16 protein-coding genes are annotated in these 21920 nt (G+C 62.5%); 14 read left to right on the top strand and 2 right to left on the bottom strand.

The genetic code is table 11. From position 1 onward, the window contains the following. The first annotated feature begins 70 nt into the window (after positions 1–70). The 10 genes from wecC to ACSE4D_RS05805 all read left to right on the top strand — a co-directional run bounded on the left by wecC (position 71) and on the right by ACSE4D_RS05805 (position 13981). The gene (gene wecC / locus ACSE4D_RS05760) at positions 71–1330 is read left to right on the top strand and encodes a UDP-N-acetyl-D-mannosamine dehydrogenase (RefSeq protein WP_436326756.1); all 1260 of its coding nucleotides are present in this window, start codon (positions 71–73) and stop codon (positions 1328–1330) included. A 133-nt stretch (positions 1331–1463) separates the two neighbouring features. Further along, on the top strand, positions 1464–3446 hold the full coding sequence (locus tag ACSE4D_RS05765; protein WP_436326757.1) for an acetoacetate--CoA ligase: 1983 nt from the start codon (positions 1464–1466) through the stop codon (positions 3444–3446). A 213-nt stretch (positions 3447–3659) separates the two neighbouring features. Continuing rightward, positions 3660–5345, top strand: a complete 1686-nt coding sequence (locus tag ACSE4D_RS05770; protein ID WP_436326758.1) for a helix-turn-helix domain-containing protein — start codon at positions 3660–3662, stop codon at positions 5343–5345. A 121-nt stretch (positions 5346–5466) separates the two neighbouring features. Continuing rightward, complete coding sequence (locus tag ACSE4D_RS05775) at positions 5467–7017, top strand: class I adenylate-forming enzyme family protein (protein WP_425119648.1); 1551 nt, start codon at positions 5467–5469, stop codon at positions 7015–7017. 33 nt (positions 7018–7050) lie between these two features. Continuing rightward, positions 7051–8481, top strand: coding sequence for a TIGR00366 family protein (locus ACSE4D_RS05780; RefSeq protein ID WP_425119649.1), 1431 nt, complete (start codon positions 7051–7053; stop codon positions 8479–8481). 168 nt (positions 8482–8649) lie between these two features. Continuing rightward, positions 8650–10638, top strand: a complete 1989-nt coding sequence (locus tag ACSE4D_RS05785; RefSeq protein WP_425119651.1) for an acetoacetate--CoA ligase — start codon at positions 8650–8652, stop codon at positions 10636–10638. 114 nt (positions 10639–10752) lie between these two features. Then, positions 10753–11709 carry a universal stress protein gene (locus tag ACSE4D_RS05790; RefSeq protein ID WP_436326759.1) on the top strand — a complete coding sequence of 319 codons (957 nt, stop codon included), beginning with the start codon at positions 10753–10755 and terminating at the stop codon, positions 11707–11709. A 124-nt stretch (positions 11710–11833) separates the two neighbouring features. Continuing rightward, positions 11834–12793, top strand: coding sequence for a universal stress protein (locus ACSE4D_RS05795; protein WP_436326760.1), 960 nt, complete (start codon positions 11834–11836; stop codon positions 12791–12793). Between the two features lie 9 nt (positions 12794–12802). Beyond that, positions 12803–13759: a universal stress protein gene (locus tag ACSE4D_RS05800; RefSeq protein ID WP_436326761.1), complete on the top strand. Its 957-nt coding sequence runs from the start codon at positions 12803–12805 to the stop codon at positions 13757–13759. A gap of 60 nt (positions 13760–13819) precedes the next feature. Next, the gene (locus ACSE4D_RS05805; protein WP_436326762.1) at positions 13820–13981 is read left to right on the top strand and encodes a hypothetical protein; all 162 of its coding nucleotides are present in this window, start codon (positions 13820–13822) and stop codon (positions 13979–13981) included. 26 nt (positions 13982–14007) lie between these two features. On the opposite strand, the gene ACSE4D_RS05810 is transcribed toward ACSE4D_RS05805, so the two are convergent. Beyond that, positions 14008–14847 (bottom strand): MaoC/PaaZ C-terminal domain-containing protein, encoded by an 840-nt coding sequence (locus ACSE4D_RS05810; RefSeq protein WP_436326763.1) that lies wholly within the window; start codon positions 14845–14847, stop codon positions 14008–14010. A gap of 116 nt (positions 14848–14963) precedes the next feature. On the opposite strand from ACSE4D_RS05810, the gene ACSE4D_RS05815 reads away from it, so the two are divergent. From ACSE4D_RS05815 to ACSE4D_RS05830, 4 genes are all read left to right on the top strand, one after another. Further along, the gene (locus tag ACSE4D_RS05815; RefSeq protein ID WP_436326764.1) at positions 14964–15632 is read left to right on the top strand and encodes a TetR/AcrR family transcriptional regulator; all 669 of its coding nucleotides are present in this window, start codon (positions 14964–14966) and stop codon (positions 15630–15632) included. Between the two features lie 219 nt (positions 15633–15851). Beyond that, positions 15852–16316 carry a MaoC family dehydratase gene (locus ACSE4D_RS05820; protein ID WP_436326765.1) on the top strand — a complete coding sequence of 155 codons (465 nt, stop codon included), beginning with the start codon at positions 15852–15854 and terminating at the stop codon, positions 16314–16316. Between the two features lie 22 nt (positions 16317–16338). Further along, positions 16339–18021 (top strand): class I adenylate-forming enzyme family protein, encoded by a 1683-nt coding sequence (locus ACSE4D_RS05825; protein WP_436326766.1) that lies wholly within the window; start codon positions 16339–16341, stop codon positions 18019–18021. Then, the gene (locus tag ACSE4D_RS05830; RefSeq protein WP_436326767.1) at positions 18009–19487 is read left to right on the top strand and encodes an APC family permease; all 1479 of its coding nucleotides are present in this window, start codon (positions 18009–18011) and stop codon (positions 19485–19487) included. The genes ACSE4D_RS05825 and ACSE4D_RS05830 overlap by 13 nt, the downstream gene beginning before the upstream one ends. 257 nt (positions 19488–19744) lie before the next feature. On the opposite strand, the gene ACSE4D_RS05835 is transcribed toward ACSE4D_RS05830, so the two are convergent. Continuing rightward, positions 19745–21373, bottom strand: a complete 1629-nt coding sequence (locus ACSE4D_RS05835; protein WP_436326768.1) for an APC family permease — start codon at positions 21371–21373, stop codon at positions 19745–19747. Between the last annotated feature and the right edge of the window lie 547 nt (positions 21374–21920).

The following is a 21920-nucleotide window of genomic DNA, read 5'->3' on the forward strand; positions in this document are numbered from 1 at the left end:
GCGCAGTTGTCCTGGCCGGCACTCGGGTAACATCGGAATCTGTTCAGCAGGAGTTTGGAGAACCCTACGCATGCCGCCCATCAACGCCACCCCACGCCCATCGGTCGCCGTCATCGGCCTCGGCTATATCGGACTGCCGACCGCAGCCGTCCTGGCCAGTTCTGGAGCGGAGGTGGTCGGAGTCGACGTCAATGCCGATGCCGTGACCACGATCAACGCCGGCAACGTGCCGTTCGTCGAACCCGATATGGCAACGACGGTCGCCGGTGTCGTCTCTCAGGGATATTTGCGTGCGACGACCGAGACCCCGCATGCCGACAATTACATCGTCGCGGTGCCCACCCCGTTCAAGGACGGTCATAAGCCGGACCTGTCGTACATCGAAACAGCCGGCAAGCAGATCGCTCCGCTGCTCGAGGGCAATGAGCTCATCATTCTCGAATCGACCTCGCCTCCCGGGGCCACGGAGTTCCTCGCCGAGACGGTCATCAAGGCACGCCCTGATCTGACGCTCAAGCCCGGCAGCGCCCAGACGGTCTACTTCGCTCACTGCCCGGAGAGGGTTCTGCCCGGTCGGATCATGATCGAGCTGCGCACGAACGACCGCATCATCGGCACGCTCAACGGTGAGGCCGGGGAGCGCGCCCGCGACCTCTACGAGCTGTTCTGCGAAGGGCAGTTCCTCATGACTGATGCGCGCACCGCAGAAATGGCGAAGCTGACCGAGAACGCCTACCGCGACGTCAACATCGCCTTTGCCAACGAGCTGTCAATGATTTCCGAAGGCCTCGACATCAACGTGTGGGAGCTCATCAAGCTTGCCAACCATCACCCTCGCGTGAACATCCTGCAACCTGGCCCCGGAGTCGGCGGCCACTGCATCGCCGTCGACCCATGGTTCATCGTTGCCACCGCACCCGAGCGGTCCTCGCTGATCAGGACCGCGCGTGAGGTCAACGATGCCAAGCCCGGGTATGTCCTCGACAAGCTCCTCCCCCAGGCTCGACGCATTCAGGATGTGCGGATCGCAGCCCTCGGGCTGGCGTTCAAACCGAACATCGACGACCTGCGCGAGAGTCCGGCCCGGCAGATCGTCAATCGCCTCGCCGACGCACTCCCCCAGGCCAACATCATGGCCGTCGAACCGAACATCGACCGCCTGCCCGACGAGCTCAATGAGCGCGACAACGTCACTCTCACCGAGGTCAATGAGGCCGTACACGCCGCAGACATCGTTCTCCTGCTCGTCGACCACACCGAGTTCACACGGCTCGACCGGACCTTGCTCGTCCAGAAGATCGTCCACGATACGCGGGGTGTGTGGGGCTGAGTCTGCACCGCCAGCGAAATCCGGCGGGCGTAAGGTGGACTCAACGTCTCCACTGCAGAATGAGTGAGCCTCGTTCCTGCTGATGAGGCCCCATCCGCTGCCGCCCGCCGACGTGCTGAAACGAGGAGAAGAATTGACCGCTGAACCGATCTGGCGTGCGAACCCCGACCAGTCCCCGCGCCCGCAGATCCTTGATTTCACCGAATTCGCGAACCAGCGTTCTGGGCAGGACATGGTCAGCTACGACGATCTGTGGCGTTGGTCGGTGGATGACCTCGACGGCTTCTGGGGTGCGGTCTGGGACTTCTTCGACGTCATCTCCGACGAACCTTATACCGAAGTCCTCGCCGACAGTTCTATGCCAGGCGCCACCTGGTTCCCCGGCACCCGGCTCAACTACGCCGAGCACGCACTGCGCGCCGCACTCGACGACGACCTCGCCGACGAACCGGCAATCATCACCGTCACCGAAGACAGCAACCGAACCGAAATCACGTGGCGTGAGCTGCGCCGCCAGGTCGGCTCCGTCGCCGCATGGCTGCGCGACCAGGGAGTCGGTCAGGGCGACCGAGTCGTCGGCTACCTCCCGAACACCCACCACACCCTCATCGCCTTCCTCGCCTCCGCCTCGCTCGGTGCCATCTGGTCGGCCTGCGCCCAGGACTATGCCGCAGAGGGAGCCGCGGCGAAACTCGGCCAACTCGAACCGAAGGCCCTCTTCGCCGCCGACGGCTACCTCTGGAACGGCACGGCCTTCGACCGCCGTGACCAGGTTGCGGACTTGGCGACACGGATCCCGTCGCTGCGGGCAGTCGTCGGGGTCGGCAACCTCGGTGTGGGTGCCATCGATGAGGACAACGAGGTCACGAACCTTGCCGACTGGGACGAGATCTCCTCCGGCGATACTCCGCCGGAGTTCGTCCGCGTCGATTTCGATACCCCGCTGTGGGTGCTCTACTCCTCCGGGACCACGGGCATTCCCAAGGGGATCGTGCACAGCCACGGAGGGGTCGTCATCGACCACCTCCGCCTGTTCGGTCTCCACCTCGACCTGCGACCGGGTGACCGGTTCTTCTGGTACACGAACACAAACTGGATGATGTGGAACCTCGTCGCCTCAGCACTGTTGGCGGGCATCACCACCGTCTGCTTCGACGGCAGCCCCCTCTACCCCGGACCGGGCCGGCTGTGGGAGATCGCAGCGGACACGCACGTCAATGTCCTCGGGGTCAGCCCGGGGATCTTCCTCGCCGGGATGAAAGCCGGACTCGAACCCGGTAAGGAACTGGACCTGAGCTCACTGCGGACCATCGGCGCCACCGGTGCTCCTGTTCCCGCCCACTGCTTCCCCTGGGTCCGCGACGCCGTCGGCGAGCGCGTGCAGCTGGCCTCGACGAGCGGAGGCACGGACGTGGTCAGCGGATTCGCCGGGTCCGCGCCGAACCTCGAGGTATGGGAGGGCGAGCTGTCCGCCCCGCTGCTGGGAGTGGCCCTGGAGTCCTGGGACGATGACGGCAACCCGCTCACCGGCGAGGTCGGGGAGATGGTCATCACCGCCCCGATGCCGTCGATGCCGGTGAAGTTCTGGAATGACCCCGACGGGCAGCGCTACCGCGACACCTACTTCTCGATGTTCCCCGGAGTATGGCGCCACGGCGACTGGATCACGATCACCGAACGCGGCAGCGTCATCATCTCCGGACGCTCGGACGCCACCCTCAACCGGCACGGTGTCCGCCTGGGCAGCGCCGACATCTACGACATCGTCGACGGCATCCCCGAGGTGGCCGAATCCCTGGTCATCGGTGCCGAACAGCCGGGCGGCGGATACTGGATGCCGCTGTTCGTCGTGCTGGCTTCCGGCGTTGTTCTTGATGATGCGCTGCGGTCGCGGATCGCTGGAGATCTGCGAGAGAAGGCCTCGCCGCGGCATGTGCCCGATGACATCATCGCCGTGCCCGCGATCCCCCACACCCGCACGGGCAAGAAGCTCGAGGTGCCGGTCAAACGGCTCATCCAGGGGCATGCCCTCGAGAAGGTGGCGAATCCCGATGCCGTGGATTCGTTCGAAGCGCTGACGTACTTTGTGCGGTTCGCGGAGGGGGCGGAAGACTAAGTCAAAGTAGCGACCATGGCCGGGTCGGCTCGACGGATGCAGTCGGGACGCCTCGGCAAACTCCTGGGCCAGACGCATCCTCGCGCAGATCACGGCGCGGTATCAGCAGAAACCCATCCGCGTGAACTTTTGACGCTTCTCGGTGGCCCGTTCCTGTCTGAGTCTTGTTTAGGATAGGTAGATCAGGGGTGGTTCACAGACGATCGGGTGTAAATGACTGCTGCATGGGAACGATTCCTCTCATCACTGCTGGCTGCGAACACCCTGGCGCAGGCAATGCAGAGCGCGGTCGGCTATGTCAGCGAAGCACTGTGCTGTGACATCTCGTGGACTGGCCTGGTCGAAGCAGACGATCAGCTTCATATGGGTGCCCATCATGGGTTGACGACTCCGGAGATGTCGACCGTCTGGCGTCTTGCTGTCGGCGACGGAATCGGCGGTCGGGCAGTCTCCCTGGCCCGAACGCAGAGGAGCAGCAACTACCTCCACGATTCTCGTCGCGTGCCGGCGAAACGACTCATCGACAACGAGAGGATCGCTACGGTCCTGGTCACTCCGCTCACGGCCGCCGGTCAGCCGACAGGAGTCATCTATGCAGCACACCGAGAGTTGCGAGAGTGGACTCCCCGAGATGTCGACCATCTTGAAACTACAGCCCGCCGGCTATCGATGCGACTGCATCAGCTGACTCTGCTCCGTGAGGCGGAACGAACCGTGCGCAGCCTGCAGAGGAAGGCAATCGGCGCGGAATCCGCTCTGCAATCGTCATCGGAATTCATCGGGGCGCTGACCAATACGGGAGAGATCGACTCCGCTCTCGAGGTCGCTGCTGTCTTCCTCAACGCCAACATCCAGATCAACGATGGTCGCGGACGCACGCTTCATACGGCCGGCCCAGATGAAATCGGCTGTGCCGGAACACGACTTACCTGTGAGCTCGGGAATCGGAGTGACCTGTCGCTTCGCATCCACCAAATAGATATGGATCCCTCCCCCGCAGACACACCGATCAGCCTGGCAATCGGTGCCCTCCGCCTGCAGTTGCTCAGACTGGGCGAAAGAGCCGAGGCGAGGGAGGAGCTGCGTGGCGAGCTTCTCGAAAGCCTGCTCACAGGGAGGTTCAACGACAGCGAACACCTCCGCCGGCGTCTCTCCCTCATCGGCCGCCCGCATCTAGCCGACAGCGCGCGGGTGATCGTCGTCGAATCGCTCGCTGCCTCCAATCGCCTGTCCGCCCGATTCCATACCGACTTGCGTACGACTTTCCCTCAGCTGCTCATCGACCACCGTGATTCCTCTCTCGTCATTGTGGTCGAGGACCATCGCCCGGAAGAGTATCTGATCAGGCAGTTTAAGGAGCTGCTTATTCGCGAGGAGGAACGACACAGACGCCCCGGGACCGATGGTGCAGAACACGGAGGACCGAGATTTGTCGCTGGCGTCGGCCGTCGCTCGCGCCGCCCGCACGAGATCTCAGTTTCTTACGATGAAGCGGCTGCGGCCTGCGCCATCGGCATCTCGGACCCCCGTGCCGCGGACAAAGGGATATTCAGTGCCCGCAAGCTCGGTTTGCAGGGCCTGGCGAGCATGCCCCAGGAGCAGCTCGCTGCGATGGTCAACGACACTTTCGGCCCGATCATCGACCATGATCAGCGTCGCGGTACCGACTTCATGCGCACCGTGCGGACTTATCTGGCCAACGATCGTCACCTCGGGGACACCGCGAGTGAGCTGCACTTGCACTACAACACTGTGCGCAATCGCATCGCCCGGATCGAAGAGCTTCTCGACCTCAAGTTCGACCAGGCGGACGGCCGTTACCGCGCGGAGACAGCGATTCGCATGGTCGCGGTCCTCAGAACGCTTACGGAGCAGAAATTGCTGAGTGTCAGACGCTGACAGCGCCATGGCCGGAAACTGTCAGATCCTCACATAGCCCCAATCGCTCGGATCCGGAAGACTGCCGGAGTGCGTGATCAACATCACTCACGACTCAGCGAAGAGGAAGAGGATTCGAACAATGCCGCTCGCTACCACTCGCGACCTAGTTCTCCCTGCCATTCGGAAGCACGGAAACCGCAGCGCCGTCATCGCGGACGGCAGAACATGGACCTACAGAGAACTTCACGAGGCAGCACTTGTTGTCGCCGATGCGCTCATCGATCGCGGCATCAGACCATCAGATCCTGTTGCGATCCTGCTTCCCAACAGCGCTGAATATCTCATCGCCGACCTGGCGATCATTGCCGTCGGCGCAGCTAAGGTGCCGATCAATCTGATGCTCTCGGAAGCCGAGGTCGAGTTCATTCTCGCCGACTCTGGAGCGGAAGTCGTGCTCACCACCCCGGCTCATCTCCGGGAGGCGACATCGTCTCAGGACGGAAGCGGGCCGGAGGCCATCGTGCTCGAAGCCACCGACGATAAGAAGGTTGAGGCCGCACCTTCCGACATTGATCACGGGCCCTCCGATCGACTGACAACTGCGACCACAGCGGACGATCTTTCGCTCATCATGTACACCGGCGGTACCACGGGGCGACCGAAGGGTGTGGTCCACCTCCAGCGGGGAGTCGTCGCAAATATGCTCGCCCACGTCATCGAAACCGAGATCACCGCCGATGACCATCTGCTCCTGTCCTCTCCGCTGCCCCACAGCGCCGGTGTCCTCGCGATGACTGCTCTGCTCCAGGGGGCGATCGTCGAGGTCATGTCGCAGTTCGACCTCGCCACCACTCTGGAAAAGGTCGAGTCTGCTGGAGTCACCTACCTCTTCTTGGTGCCGACCATGATCAACAGGCTCCTTGATGCCGTCGCAGAGCGCGGCGACTTCAATTCTCGGTCTCTGAGAACAATCCTCTATGGTGCCTCCCCCATCTCAGAAGAACGACTGCGGCAGGGACTGACCATGTTCGGTCCAGTATTCATGCAGCTGTATGGTCAGACAGAAGCTCCCAACTTCCTGACCCGACTGCGGCGCCACGACCACGATGTCGATCGGTTCCCGCATCGGCTGCGCAGCTGCGGACAGAGTGCGCTCATGGCCTCGATGCGCATAGTTCACGAGGACGGCACGGACTGTGAGCCGAATGAGGTCGGTGAGGTCATCGCGGCCGCCCCCTACGTCATGGACCGGTACTGGAACAGACCTGAGGCCACGGACGAGACGCTGCGCGAGGGCTGGCTGCACACCGGCGACCTCGGATATCTGGATCCGGATGGCTACCTTTACCTCGTCGATCGTAAGAAGGACATGATCATCACCGGCGGGCTGAATGTCTATGCCAGCGAGGTCGAACAGGCCCTGTCGACACTTGAGGAGGTCCGAGACGTCGCCGTCGTCGGCATTCCCCACCCGGATTGGGGTGAAGCCGTCACCGCCTACGTCGTCCCTGCCAACGAGGACGCGACCGAGGATGATGTCATCGCAGCTTCACGGGCCGTACTCGCAAGCTATAAGCGACCGAAGTACGTACATTTCACAGATGTTCTTCCGACCACGGCGGTCGGCAAGATCAACAAGAAAGTGCTTCGCTACGAGCACACCATGTCCTCGGACTCACCCCGTATCTGACCCGCTTCACCGTCAGCAAGGAGAAATACCGAAATGACCTCAATGACGAGATTCGACAACAAGCCCCGATTCCTCGACAGATACCTCGCCTGGTTCATTCGCTGGATGCCAGACTCGTTCGTCATCTGCCTGGCTCTCACGCTCATCGTCGGCGCTTTGGCCTTCTTCCTCACCGGAACCCCTCTGTGGTCGTCAGATTCCGACACCGTCACCATCATCTCGTCGTGGACCGATTCGTTCTGGAACCTTCTCGAATTCACCATGCAGATGACTGTGCTGCTGGCGACGGGCAATGCCGTCGCAACCTCTCCCCCTGCCAAACGTCTGCTCACACGGGTGGCACGCCTGCCCAAGACTCGGTCGCAGGTGATCATCCTCGCCGGTGTCGTGGGGGCACTCCTTGGTTTCGTCCACTGGGGCCTGGGGATGATGGGCGGAATCGTTCTGGGCAAAGAACTCCTCGCCGAGGCGAAGAAGCGCGACATCAGAATTCACGCGCCGGTCCTCGTTGCAACACTATTCATGTGCATGGTCCCCGGAGCGGCCGGTATGTCAGGCGCAGCCGTACTCTATGCCGCCACTCCCGACTACCTGCGAGATCTGGTTCCGCAGACCCACCTCGAGGCGACTCCGGTGACGGTACCGCTGACCGACACGGTCGTCCGACTCGACTTCGGCCTTCTGCTTCTCGTGTGCATGATCGTCGGGATCGTCTTCATGCTGCTCATGCACCCCAAGGACCCGGCGAAGATGAAACAGGTCGATGAATCGGTCTTCGACGAGATCGAGTCCGGAGCCTCGGCGACGGTCGTCGAACGTTCGACTCCAGCTCAGAAGGCTAATGCGAGTCGAATCGTCATGGTGGTCATCGGCGGAGTAGGGCTTGTCTACAGCGTGCTCAACATCGCGGCAACCGGGGTCGCCGGCCTCGATCTCAATGCGTACAATTTCCTATTCCTTTCCCTGGGGATCCTGCTCTGTGCCAACCAAGGTCCTGAGTACTACGCAGGTCTGGTCAGGGAAGGCATCGCCGGCACTTGGGGGTTCATCCTGCAGTTTCCGTTCTACGCAGGAATCTTCGGTCTCATCAGCGCCACGGGCCTCGGGGTGGTCATCTCCCAGGCTTTCACAGCGATCTCCTCGGCGACGACCTGGCCGTTCATCGCGTTCATCTACTCGGGAATCCTCAATATCGCGGTGCCCTCGGGCGGTTCCAAATTCGTCATCGAGGCTCCCTATATCGTGCCCACCACTCTCGACTTGCACGCAGACCTCAGCCTCGTGATGCAGGCTTACCAGATGGGCGACGCCGTGTTCAATCTGCTCATTCCTTTCTTCGCCCTGCCTTATCTGGCGAACTTCAAGATGAAATTCGGTGAAGTCGTCGGCTACACGGTGCCGCCGGTACTTATTATGATCGGCGTAGTCAGTGCCTACCTGCTGGCGCTCGCCGCGATCGGCTGAAACCTGTCGCCCCAAGCTCCGGCCGCGCAAGCGGCGGGGCCCCTGAAATACGCGAAGGCGGGAATAGCTTCGGCAAACAACCTCGTATTCAGAGCGAGTCCAGCTCGTTCCTGTGTCCGAATCTTCCGTCCCCTTTGACCCACCGACGCGCTGAACTGAGGAGAAAAATTGACCGCTGAACCGATCTGGCGTCCGAGTCCCGACCAGACCCCGCGCCCGCAGATCCTTGACTTCACCGAATTCGCAAACCAGCGCTCGGGGCAGGACATGGTCAACTACGACGATCTGTGGCGCTGGTCGGTGGACGACCTCGACGGGTTCTGGGGTGCGGTCTGGGACTTCTTCGACGTCATCTCTGACGAACCTTATACCGAAGTCCTCGCCGACAGTTCTATGCCCGGCGCCACCTGGTTCCCCGGCACCCGCCTCAACTACGCCGAACACGCCCTGCGCGCCGCACTCGACGACGACCTCGCCGACGAACCGGCAATCATCACCATCACCGAAGACGGCAACCGGACCGAAATCACATGGCGTGAGCTGCACCGCCAAGTCGGCTCCGTCGCCGCATGGCTGCGAAGCCAAGGAGTCGGACAGGGCGACCGCGTCGTCGGCTACCTGCCGAACACCCACCACACACTCATCGCCTTCCTCGCCTCCGCCTCCATCGGTGCCATCTGGTCGGCCTGCGCCCAGGACTATGCCGCCGAAGGAGCCGCGGCGAAACTCGGTCAACTCGAACCGAAGGTCCTCTTCGCCGCCGACGGCTATCTCTGGAACGGCACGGCCTTCGACCGCCGTGACCAGGTTGTGAACTTGGCGACACGGATCCCGTCGCTGCGGGCAGTCGTCGGGATCGACAACCTCGGTGCTGGCGCGTTGGACGGACAGCATCCGTTGACTGAGCTCGTCGCCTGGGACGACATCGCCTGCGATGATACTGCGCTCGACTTCGTCCGAGTCGAGTTCGATACTCCGCTGTGGGTGCTCTACTCCTCGGGCACCACAGGAATTCCAAAGGGGATCGTGCACAGCCATGGCGGAGTCGTCCTCGATCATCTCCGACTGATGGGGCTGCAGCTGGACCTGCGGCCGGGTGACCGTCTGTTCTGGTACACGAACACGAACTGGGTGATGTGGAATCTGGCGACCTCCGCACTGCTGACCGGCGCGACGACGGTCCTCTATGATGGGAGCCCCCTGTATCCGGGACCACGACGGCTGTGGGAGATCGCCTCTGACACACAGGCAAATGTCCTCGGGCTGAGTCCAGGAATTCTTCTTGCTGGGTTAAAGGCCGATCTGAAACCCGGCGAAGAACTGAACCTCTCGGCGCTCCGGACGATCGGCGCCACCGGTGCACCGGTGCCGGCCCACTGCTTCCCCTGGGTCCGCGATGCCGTCGGCGAGCGCGTGCAGCTGGGCTCCGTGAGCGGGGGCACGGACGTCGTCAGCGGCTTCGCCGGTCCGGCCCCGAACCTCGAAGTGTGGGCGGGCGAACTGTCCGCACCGATCCTCGGAGTGGCGCTGGAGTCCTGGGACGATGACGGCAGCCCACTCATCGGTGAGGTCGGGGAAATGGTCATCACCGCCCCGATGCCGTCGATGCCGGTGAAGTTCTGGAACGACCCGGACGGGCAGCGCTACTACGACTCGTACTTCTCGATGTTTCCTGGAGTATGGCGCCACGGCGATTGGATCACGATCACCGAACGCGGCAGCGTCATCATCTCCGGACGCTCGGACGCCACCCTCAACCGTCGCGGCGTGCGCCTGGGCAGCGCCGACATCTACGACGTCGTCGATGACATCACCGAGGTGGCCGAATCTCTCGTCATCGGAGTCGAGCAGCCGGACGGCGGGTATTGGATGCCGCTTTTCGTCGTCCTGGCTTCGGGCGTTGTTCTTGACGACGCGCTGCGGTCGCGGATCGCTCAGGATCTGCGGTCCAAGGCGTCGCCCCGGCATGTGCCCGATGACATCATCGCGGTCCCCGCGATCCCCCACACCCGCACGGGTAAGAAGCTTGAGGTGCCGGTCAAGCGGCTCGTCCAGGGGCATGCGTTGGAGAAGGTGGCGAACCCGGATGCTGTGGATTCGTTCGAGGCGCTGACGTACTTTGTGCGGTTCGCGAAGGACAGCGACTCCGCCGACTGAGTCCTGACGCAACCGAGTCGAGGGCGGGCCCGGGCTGAGTGCCGGGTTGGCCGGGGGAGCTGCCTCGGCGAGGTGCCTCTCTCCGGAACCGGGCATTTCGCGTACGGTGAGGCTATGACTGCTCTCTTCACCCTCCCACCGGCGGATATTTTGATCGGAGTGGACGGATCGGACAACAGCCGCCAAGCGTTCACGACTGCCGTCACCATCGCACAGGAGCACAACTGTTCGATCCGGGTCGTCGGTGCCTACAGTGTCCCGGTGATCCCACGCCGGCACGCCCCGACGATCTCCGACGATCACCACCGCAGCATCGGGAATTCGACGCAGGAACTGCTCGAAGAATTTGCCGCACAGGCACGGAGCGCAGGCGTCGAGGCATCCGCCCAAGCCATCGAGGGAGACGCGGGAGAAGTCCTCGCCGAAGCCAGCCGCTACTCGCGTTTGGCAGTCGTCGGCAAACGCGGCCGCAACCGGCTGGCGAGCCGACTGCTGGGCACAGTGTCGGGTGCATTCGTTGCGCGTTCGCATTGCCCCGTACTGGTGGTGCCATTCCAGGACTCAGACCTCGCCGACGATGTGCCAGCACGGGAGAACCTTGGTGGATCCGCCTCGGAGGGCCAGCACAATCGGTTGAGTTTCGAAGACGAAGTCGTCGCTGGAGTCGACATGGGTTCGTCTGCTCTTCCGGTCGCAGAGGTTGCCGCACATGCTGCAGAATTGAGCGGCCGTCGGCTCGCTTTCGTATCAGCCGTCCCCGCTGATGCGGGAGCCTCGCGTGGCGCTGGTGCCGAGGACTCTGCTCCGACTGATCGTGCATACGCACACCATCTCGAAGAGTTGGTGAGCGCCGTCAAGGAGCATCACGAAGGACTGGCAGTACGCCTCGAGCTGGCAGAGGGCTCGGCAGCGGCCACACTGATTGAAGCAACACGCACAGCAGCACTCGTCGTACTGGGCACCCGCGGTCGAGGAGGGGTTGCCAGCCTGCTTCTGGGGTCGGTCAGCCGGAGTGTGCTCAACCAGGCGAAGTCGCCCGTGCTGATCGTCCCGAACGCGGCCGCGCAATAAGACGGTCGATGCCGTCTTTTCTACATAATGTAGAAATACTTGGTATGCTGGAGCCGGACGACGGTGCTTTCGCTCCGGGGTTATCGCCGTCGCTCGGGATCTGAGCAACCCCGGCAGGAGGTTCATGATGTACGAGGACGTAACAGCCGCCGATATGCGCACCCGCGATCTTGGAGTTCTGGTCGGATTCGACGGCTCTGACCACGCCAGATCGGCTCTGCAGTTCGGCGCGAGCGAAGCGCTTCGCCGGAAAACGACCCTGACCGTCGTCACCGCCTATGCGGTCCCGGTCCCGATCTACCCCAATATGGCCTCTCTGCCCTCAGAGCCGGAGGATCGCGCACGACGCAAGAACGCCGAAGCCACACTCGATGTGGCCGAGAAGTATCTTGACGACTACGCAGGCGACCTCATCCTCGCCGTCGCCGAGGGCAACCCCACCGGCGTCCTCGCCGACCTCTCCAAGCAAGCCCGACTGGTCGTTGTCGGGGCTCGCGGACGTGGTGGCTTCATCGGGCAGCTTCTCGGTTCGGTTGCCGCGGCGCTTCCTGCTCACGCCCACTGCCCCACGATCGTGATCCCCGGAACCGACTCGACGGAGGCAGACGCGAAGAACGAGAAATTCGTCGAGCAGAAGCCGGGCGGTCCGATCGTCGCCGCGATCGATGGTTCGGCGCCGAGCGCCGAGGTCCTCACGCAGGCAGCGCAGGTGGCAGAGGAGACATCCGCTTCTCTCAGCATCCTCATGATCATGCCGCTGGCGGAGGAATGGCTGTACTGGTACCCCGACGTTCAGCTCCAGAACGAAACGAGCCTGAGGCGCAGGAGCGATCTCGAGAAGACGATCAGAGCCGACCACTCGTGGCTTTTCGAAGATCACCCGAATCTGGAGATCTCCATCGATGTCGAAAGCGGCCAGGTGATCGACGCCATCACTGACCGAACCGCGACAGCGCAGCTGACCGTGGTCGGCAGCAGAGGCCGCGGTGCGGTGCGAAGCGCGCTGCTCGGTTCCGTCTCTCGCGGTGTGCTCAACAGGGCTCAGGGCCCGGTGATGATCGTTCCTCCCCGATCACAACCTTAAGTTCTGGTCATGAACGATCGAGTTCCTTTCGCTTCCTCCGACCGCGACCTCGGTGTCCTGGTCGGCGTCGACGGCTCGGCCCATGCCAGGTGCGCGCTGCATTTCGCCGCAGTCAATGCGCTGAGCAGCAACACGGCTCTCACGGTCGTGGCCGTCTATCGGCTTCCTCCGATGATGTACACCGGTGAGCCGGAAATTCTGGTCACGCCTGAGGCCCGCGCCGAACGGGCTCGTGCCGAAACGGTCCTCGATGACGCCCGAAAGTATCTGCGCGACTACCCGGGAAAGGTCACGTTCTCATCGGCAGAAGGCAGCCCGACCGGAGTTCTCACCGAACTCAGTGGTCGTGCGCAGACGGTCGTAGTCGGTTCCCACGGTCGCGGCGGCTTCATCGGCCAGCTCCTCGGTTCGGTCGCCGCGGCGCTTCCCGCCCGGTCGCAGTGCCCCACTGTGGTCGTCCCGAAGGACTATCAGCCGGAAGCCGGGCAGGGCCCGGAACTCTTCGCCCACGCTCGAGGCACCGGACCGGTGGTCGCTGGAATCGACCTGTCCGAGCGCAGTCGCATTGTGCTGCTCCTCGCAGCACGGCAGGCGGAGCTCTTCGCGGCTCCGCTGCAGGTCATGACAGCGATGCCGCTGCTGAGGGAGTGGAAGTACTGGTACCCGGAACTCGAGGAGTTCGAGACCATCACTGAGCGCCGCCAGAGCAATCTGCGGGCATCGGTGGCGAAGGAGATCGCCTGGCTGCGTCAAAGTCATTCGTGCCTCGAGATCACTGCCGACGTCGAACTCGGCGCCCCGAGCGATCTTCTCGAAGCGAAGACCCGTGCTGCACAGCTGACGGTGGTCGGCACTCGCGGCCGTGGCACGATGAAAAGCACACTGCTCGGCTCGGTCAGCCGCGAGCTGCTCAATCGCGCGCGGGGGCCGGTCATGGTGGTGCCGACCGAGACGGCGGCACAGTAGTCCCACCGTTATTCCCGGTCAGGCGAGGATGAGGTACGGCCTGAAGTACCCCGAATCGCCGTGCCCACGATCCCCCACACGCGCACGAATAAGAAGCTCGAGGTGCCGGTCAAACGGCTCATCCAGGGGCATGCGTTGGATCGCGTGGCGAATCTCGATGCTGTGGATTCGCTTGAGGCGCTGACGTACTTTGCGCGGTTCGCGAAAGACAGCGAGGGCTAACGCCCTGCTCCAGAGCGGGGCCGGCGTCAGCCGAGGCGAACCACTCCCTGGCTGATCGCAGTCTCCCCGGACTCATTGACCAACTCGAAACGGATCCCGCCGGAAGTATCGGCCACATGCAATACCGTCGTCGAGGGACAGAAGATCATCGCCGAAAGCTTGCCGCTGAATCCGCGGACTCGCTGCGGATCTCCACCGGCCTCGTGGTTGACGATGGCAGAGAGAACAGCGGCAAAAGTCCCCGTGCCGTGGATGATCAGACCCGGGATCCCCGCAGCCTCGGCGGCTCTGCGATCGGTGTGGATCGCCCCGTAGTCACGCGCGCACTCCGAGAACACGTAGGGCGCGAGCTTGCCGAAAGGAATCTCGATCGTCCGTTCGAACGGTCGCCCCTCTTCGAACGAGGACTCCGGCACCTCCGGTCTCACGTCCGACCCGTCGAGGTCGACACCGCGGAAGATCGTCTGCGTGTAGGAACGGGCCACCTGCGTATCGCCTACGTGAGTGTCGATGCGGATGGTCAGACGCAATCCTGATCTGCGCTGTTCTGCACCGACCAGCACCGCCCGACTGTCGAGGCGGTCACCGGTAGTGAATGGGGCCAGCAGATCAGTGTGATTGAAGCTGTGCACTCCTTGAGCACGCTCCGCTTCACTGAGATCGAGTACTTCGTGCAGCGCTCCGATTGAGTCCCATTCGAGGTGGGAGACGTAGGTGGGATGCACCGCAGGAGCCCCGGCCCGATTCTCGAAGTAGCGATCGTTCTCGTCTCCGACTGCGGCAGCATAGTTGCTCAGCCAACGGTCCTCCACGAGGTCGCTGACGACGTCGCCCCGTCTGCCCACGGAATCTGAATGCAGTGACATGTCGGTACTCTCTTCGTTGAAGGCGGGACAACCAAAGCTCAAACATCAGTAATTGCTTAGTTATGACTTCTATCATGGAAGTTAAACTGCTTTCAAGCGCAAAAGGAAGAGGTCGAATGTCTGCACTGCCGCTCGACGCCGAACCCACGGCCGTCGACTACTACTCCGGTGGACGGACGACGTACCTGTCGAAGGTGCCCGAACAGAAGCGAGCGAAGGCGACGTTCAACCGCATCGTCTCCGCCGCCGTGGACCTCCTCCTGGAACGCGGGCCCGCCGCGATGAACACCAATGCAGTGGCCGAGGGTGCGGGAGTGAACGTCGCATCCGTCTACTCGTACTTCCGCAACAAAGAGTCCATTCTGTACTTCCTTGCCGAATTCTACGAGGGCTCCAGGGTGGCACTGGTCGCTTCGGGAGCCGAACGAATCCGCAATGGCGCGGACTGGAAGCAGACAGTCTCGGAGCTGATCGATGCGATGGTCGACTTCCGCATCGCCCACCCCGGGTGCGTCGTCGTCCGCAACGCGGTGGCATCTATACCCGACTCACCCGATTTCGACGCCTCCTCGACACGCGAAGCGGCCGAGGCCCTGTTGGAGTGCTTCCTCCGCCTGTCGCCGACCAGTTCACCGCAGAAACTGCGGAAGATGACGCTCTTCTTCGCTGACACGGTCACCGTCACCGTGGACCGTGCCTTTGCGACGACGCCGCATGACGCTCAGGCGATCGCATTCCTCAAGGAGATGTCCGAGACCTGGCTGTCAACCTACGTCGACGCCTAATAACCCTTCAGCCCCACCCGGGCCTGAACCCCACACCCCCTCACCCCACTGCTGCCGGCAATACCCGGCTTCCTGAAGCCTGCCCGAAAGGCATTGACGATTCCAACCCCGCCGCCCTATGCTCTGGAAAAGCAAATATAAGTAATCACTTGCTTATTATCTGCTGTCGCCGCGTGCTTTCCTCGCCGGGCGACCGACTTCATGCAAAGGAGCAGAAGAATGCCAACCGACCTCGCCGAGGAGCTTTCCCGCTTTCCCGGGACATCGTCCACATCGAACTGGCTGACCATAAACAGCGACCACCTCAGAGAATTCGCCCACTCGACCTACCTCGACCCGGCTTCCGTTGACACGACGATCAGCAAGAACAACGTGCTCGGGGCCGACCTCGTCGATGGCTTCATGCTTCTGTCGATGCTCATGCACGTCGAGTTCGCCGATCCCCTGAGCGATCGCGTCGGCCTCTACGGGTTCAACTACGGACTCGACAGAGTGCGATTCACCAAACCAGTCTTCGTCGGACAGCGGATCCGCTACCACCGGACGATCATCGATGTCGAGACCAGGACTCCGACGCGTTCGATCATCACGTCCGAGCACACCGTGGAGACCGACGACGGCTCAACAGCGATGCACGCCGTCTGGAAGACGATGCTCATCGACGGACCCAACGAAGCCGAATGACCGGCCACAGCGAAGGAGAATCATGACTCAGACAACCACAGCCGAACGCGACTGGTGGCTCACTGGCGACACCACACAGTTCCGTCCGATCTTCGCAGACGTTCTCGAATGGTCTCGCCAGCAGCCGCAGAAACAGGCATTAATCTTCGGTTCGCGAACGTGGACCTACGCCGAGCTCGGAACCGAGATCGACCGCTTCGCACGAGCACTCTTGGCGCACGGCATCACACCCGGCGATCGAGTTGCAATGATGAGCACCCCGCGACCAGAGTTCCTCATCAGCTACCTCGCTGCGACGTCCATCGGCGCGATCTGGCAAGGTCTCAACCCCAAATACACCGAAAGAGAGTTGCTCCACATCGTCGGAGACTCAGCACCTGAGATCCTTTTCGTCCTCGGCCCCGAAGAGGAAGAGGGCCTCCTCGAACGGCTGACGTCGACGGTCAGCCACGTCGGACTCGCCTCGCCAATCGTCGTGTTCGCAGACACAGAGGTCCGAGGAGACCTCGATGCCGAAGGACAGCCATCGGGGCAGCAGACGATGGTCGCTTCGTTCCTCGAATCGGCAGACTCCGTTTCCGAGGATCGGCTCGATCGTGCGCGCAGCGGGGTCACCGTCGAGCAGCCGTCCATACTCGTGTACACCTCCGGAACGACTGGAGCGCCCAAAGGTGCGCTCGTACGTCACTCCGGGCTGTCCCGACTCGCCCACATCCAATCTCGACGGTGGGGAGTCGACCACCCGCGCATCATCATCAATCAGCCGATCAACCATATCGGCTGCGTAGGCGATCTGTGCAGCGTGAGCCTGCATGCCGGCGGCACCTTGATCTTCACCGATTCGTTCGACCCTGGACTGACCCTTCAGCTCATCGAGACTCATGAGGTGAGCACGCTTTTCCAGATCCCCGCTCAGCTCCAGATGATCGTCGCACATGAGGATTTCACCTCGACCGATCTGTCCTCCCTCAGCGCCGTCGGCTGGGGCGGAGGGACCCTGAGTGAAAAGCTCATCAATGAGTTCCGCAGCCGAGGAATCGATGTGCAGAACACCTACGGACTCACGGAAGTGACCTCATCGGTGACCTACAGTCGGCCGGGTGCGACGAATGAGGAACTCAACACTTCCGTGGGCGAACCAGACCCCGAACTGCAGCTGCGCTTCCTGACCAAAGACGGCGAATGGGGTTCGGCGAACGGCCCCGGCGAGGTGTGCGTCAAACACCCGACAGTGATGTGCGGATACCTCAACCTCGAGGAGAAGACCGCCGAAGCGTTCACTCCCGATGGGTGGCTGCGCACCGGGGACATCGGCGAACTCGATGCGGACGGCAACCTCCACCTCATCGGCCGCACCCACGAGATGTTCAAGTCGGGAGGTTACAACGTCTACCCGCGCGAGATCGAAGCGGTTCTCGAAGCCCTGCCGGGAGTCGCCGCCGCAGCGATCGTTCCACGGCCCGACGAAAAGTTCGGCGAAGTCGGCGTCGCCTTCGTTGAGGGGGCGGCGAATCTGGACGCAGATGCGCTACGCGCTGCCGCCCGGGCCGAACTCGCCAATTTCAAGGTACCGAAGGAGATCCACCTCGGCGCACTTCCGCACCTGCCCAACCACAAGATCGACAAACAGCTGCTCAGGTCGCGCGCAACGCGAGAGAGCCTCAACGGCACCTTTCGAACGGAGAACACGTCATGGCCGAATTGAAGAAAACACTCGGCGCCGGAACTCTAATCGCCCTCGGCGCTGCCGGCGTCATCGGATCCAGTTTCCTCTATCTCTCGAGCGCCTTCTTCTCCGACTTCGGAGCAGGAGGAGTGATCCTCGGCATGATCGGAGCCACGTTCCTCGCCGCCTGCGTCGCCCTGGCCATCAGCGAGCTGACCGCAGCCTTCCCGCGCGCCGGCGGTGAGTTCGTCTACGCTTTTGCCGCGTTCAACCGCCCCGTCGGATTCCTCGTCGGTTGGATCGCCATCGGAATCTATGTCGGCATCGTCGCCTTCTACGTCACGGCCGCTGGCTTCCTTCTGGCCCAGGTGGTTCCGAACATGGAATCCATCCCGCTCTACGCCATCGGCGGCGAGACTGTCTACCTGCCAGTGCTGGCACTGGGCGTGGTCCTGATGCTCATCATGCTCGGACTCAATTGGTTCGGCGCTCAGCTGGCCTTTTCCGCCCAGCTCATCCTCTTCCTCGTCATGGTCGGCCTCGGCGCCATCATCGTCGTCGTCGGATTCGGGCACGGCGAGTCCAGCAACTTCTTCCCCGCATTCGCCCCTGAGAGCCAGAACGTCACCGGTGCGCTGATCTCGTCGACGAAGTTCATCCTTCCCGCCCTCGGCTTCCTCACCGGATTCAGCATCGTCGCTGTCATGGCTGAAGAAGCGAAGATCTCGCCGAAGAAGGTGGGCTCTATCGTCATCTTCGCCGTCATCGTCGCCGGGGCGTTCTATGCAATCATCTTCGCCGCCACAGCGTGGGTCATCCCATGGACGAAGACGGCCGGACTCCAAGCCGGAACGATCGATGCATTCAGAGAAGCCGGTTTTGCTCCGCTGGCCATGGCGGCCTTCGTCATCGGCGTCCTCGGGATCGTCACGACGTTCCTCGCTGTGTTCTCAGCAGTCTCACGCCTGCTCTTCTCCCTCTCACGAGCAGGCATGCTGCCTCGCTTCCTCAGCGCAGTCGACCCGAAATACGGGGTGCCCCGCAACGCCCTGCTCTTCACAGCCGCCGCCGGCCTGGCGATGGGGTGGATCGGCCCGGGTGGACTGACCTGGTTCCTCAATACCGGAGGGGTCAATCTGGCGTTCATGTGGATCTTCACCGTGGCGGCGTTCTATCAGCTGCGGCGCACTCACCCCCACCTCAGTCGCCCTTATCGAGTACGTCAGACTTGGCTGCCTGCACTCGGCGGTGCCGCAGGGGTGATCCTCGTGGTCGTCAGCCTGGTGCCCGGAACTCCACTTTCGCTCGGCAGCGTCGGGGAATACGTCATCGTCCTCGCCTGGCCTCTCTTCGGATTCCTCCTCTACTGGCTGACGAAAAAGCCGGCGGATCCCGAAGACAGCCTGCGCCTGCTGCTCGGCGACTACTATCACAAGTTCCGAAACAGCGAACCCGTTCAGCTTCGGGCCACGGAAAGTGCCGAGACTGAACCGCGACAGCGATAGAGGATACGGGCCGCGGCGTCGATGAGATCCGACGCCGCGGTCTCGGCTCCCTGCAGCCGAGACCGCGGTCAGGTGGGCGCCCCGGCGGTCTGAGCGGTGAGGATGCGCCCGATGGTCGCCAACGCATTGCCCTTCGTGCGCTCGATGAGTCCGACGGGACTTTCGTGATCCTTGATGACCTTCTTGGCCTCGTCGAATGCGAACTCCCCGTGATAGACGTCAACGTCGGGCCGCCTCGGCGAGGGCGAGGAATTGGATCACTCCCCGTCGATATGTTCGGCGCTGGCCTCCTTGGTGTTCTCGACGTTGGCGACGACTTCTTCCGACTTCAGGCGGGTCTTGATGCCGACGTAGAAGACGATGGCGGTGAAGACAGTGCAGACCAGCTCGCCCCATCCGAACGTGAGCACGCCCATGGCACCCTCGCCATAGTTGCTGAGCAGGCTGAGCACGGCCAGACCGCCGAGCCACAGGACCATCCACCAACCGGACTTGAACTGCAGTGGCGGGATCTTTCTGCGGTCGCTGAACGCATAGTGCAGACCGAGGACCACGTAGCCGAGCACCATCGCCAGGAACAGCTTCCAGTTCGTGTCCCAGCCTGTCCAGAACACGATGAGGTTCGCGGCGAGGAATCCGAGAAACGGCAGGATGTCTCCGCCGGGCAGGCGGAAGGGGCGTTCCTGGTTGGGCAGCTGCCGGCGCAGAGCCGCCACCGTGACCGGTCCGGACCCGAAGGAGATGACGGTGCCGGAGGTGATGAAGCCGACCATCTTCGCCCACGACGGGAATGGGAAGAACAGGAAGCAGGCAACGATGAAGGTCACCACCAGGCCGAACCACGGGATGCCCTTCTTGTTCAGCTTCGTCATTGCACTCGGGGCATTGCCCACTCGTGCCTGCGAGTACGACAGCCGCGGGGTGAGCGCGGTGAAGATCAGGCCGGTGTCGGCCGGGGAGACGACGGCGTCGATATAGAGGATGATCGCCAGCCACATCGCCCCGAGCATGATCGCGATCTCTGCCCACGGTCCTGCCGAATTCGAGAACGACAGTCCGCCCCAGCCGTCCTTGAGCAGATCGGTGGGGATGGCTCCGATGAACGCGATCTGCAGGAGGATGTAGATGATGCCGGTGAGCACGATCGAACCGATGACGGCGAAGGGCACATTCTTCTGTGGGTTCTTCGTCTCGCCGGCGAACTCCACACCCTGGCGGAACCCGAGGTAGGAGAAGACGATGCCGGCCGCGGGCAGAGCCGCGAAGATCGGGGCGATGCCGTTGGGGGCGAAACCGCCGAACTCGGGCATGTGGAAGTGACCGGGGTTGAAGGCCAGCAGCGCGAGGCCGATGAACACGAGGATGATGACGAGCAGCTTCCACCACACGAGCACGTTGTTGAACTGGGCGAAGAATTTCACCCCGAACATGTTGATGATGCAGAAGACCGCGACCATCGCGATGCTCACGAAGATGCCCGGCACAGTGAGGACGAGCACCCCTTCCTTCGTCTCCATCAGCCACGGCATGTAGCTCGAGGCGTACTGGACGGCCGCGAGCACCTCGATGCCGACGGTTCCCGCCGCCGACAGCCACGTGATCCACCCGCTGGTGTAGCTGGCGAACGAGCCGAAGGCATAGTGCGGGTAGCGCACGACACCGCCGGCGACGGGGAACATGACACCGAGTTCGGAGTAGTTCAGGGCGACGAAGATGATGAGGACCGCACCCAGCGCCCAGGACAGGATCGCGGCCGGGCCGGCCATGCTCGCGGCGTCGAAGGCGCCGAAGAGCCAACCGGAGCCGATGATCGATCCGACTCCGGTGAAGAGCAGCCCGGTCTTGCCGATATCGCGTTTGAGTCCTTTGTCGTGGACGACTGTCACGCTCGTATGCGGTCCCGATGACAGTGAACTGTGTGAGGGCACCTTTGCCTCCCAGGGTTGAGGTCAGATTCTCGGCGGCCAGTTTTCTCCTGTCGATTCGTGATGTCAATTACATAGCCGGGTTATCTGCCGAGGTCACGGACGCAGACGACCCCGAGGCCGTCTTTTTCGGCTTCGGGGTCGAATAGTGGAATCTTTCGGGTCACTATGTGAAGTTGTCAGCTGTGCTGGCGCTGTCTTGTCGGTCTTCTGAAGGCACCCGCCGACGAACTGGAAGTCAGAGACCGAAGGAGGGACCCGGCTTTTATCGGCCCACGAACACTGCTCGATGCGTTCTCCGCCCTGGTCGTGACTCGGACAGCGCCGAAGATCTGCTCCGCTCGCTCTTTCACCAAAGCATCGGGCAAGCTGTAGAACTCGTTCAACGACGAGTCAGGTTTTCGATACTGCCTCGCATCGATAACCTGATTCGTCGTTGAACGACGGAGCCGCCGATCCAGAACGGACGTCTCTCCCAGTCCTCGGCGGTGGCCGCGTCTGGACCAGC

The sequence above is a fragment of the Brevibacterium sp. FAM 27836 genome, assembly GCF_051351055.1.
Lineage (GTDB): Bacteria > Actinomycetota > Actinomycetes > Actinomycetales > Brevibacteriaceae > Brevibacterium.

Excerpts from the sequence above, each read along its gene's own strand:
- wecC (WP_436326756.1), top strand. The coding sequence starts at position 71 with ATGCCGCCCATCAACGCCACCCCACGCCCATCGGTCGCCGTCATCGGC.
- ACSE4D_RS05770 (WP_436326758.1), top strand. The coding sequence starts at position 3,660 with ATGACTGCTGCATGGGAACGATTCCTCTCATCACTGCTGGCTGCGAAC.
- ACSE4D_RS05775 (WP_425119648.1), top strand. The coding sequence starts at position 5,467 with ATGCCGCTCGCTACCACTCGCGACCTAGTTCTCCCTGCCATTCGGAAG.
- ACSE4D_RS05780 (WP_425119649.1), top strand. The coding sequence starts at position 7,051 with ATGACCTCAATGACGAGATTCGACAACAAGCCCCGATTCCTCGACAGA.
- ACSE4D_RS05790 (WP_436326759.1), top strand. The coding sequence starts at position 10,753 with ATGACTGCTCTCTTCACCCTCCCACCGGCGGATATTTTGATCGGAGTG.
- ACSE4D_RS05795 (WP_436326760.1), top strand. The coding sequence starts at position 11,834 with ATGATGTACGAGGACGTAACAGCCGCCGATATGCGCACCCGCGATCTT.
- ACSE4D_RS05800 (WP_436326761.1), top strand. The coding sequence starts at position 12,803 with ATGAACGATCGAGTTCCTTTCGCTTCCTCCGACCGCGACCTCGGTGTC.
- ACSE4D_RS05810 (WP_436326763.1), bottom strand. The coding sequence starts at position 14,847 with ATGTCACTGCATTCAGATTCCGTGGGCAGACGGGGCGACGTCGTCAGC.
- ACSE4D_RS05815 (WP_436326764.1), top strand. The coding sequence starts at position 14,964 with ATGTCTGCACTGCCGCTCGACGCCGAACCCACGGCCGTCGACTACTAC.
- ACSE4D_RS05820 (WP_436326765.1), top strand. The coding sequence starts at position 15,852 with ATGCCAACCGACCTCGCCGAGGAGCTTTCCCGCTTTCCCGGGACATCG.
- ACSE4D_RS05825 (WP_436326766.1), top strand. The coding sequence starts at position 16,339 with ATGACTCAGACAACCACAGCCGAACGCGACTGGTGGCTCACTGGCGAC.
- ACSE4D_RS05830 (WP_436326767.1), top strand. The coding sequence starts at position 18,009 with ATGGCCGAATTGAAGAAAACACTCGGCGCCGGAACTCTAATCGCCCTC.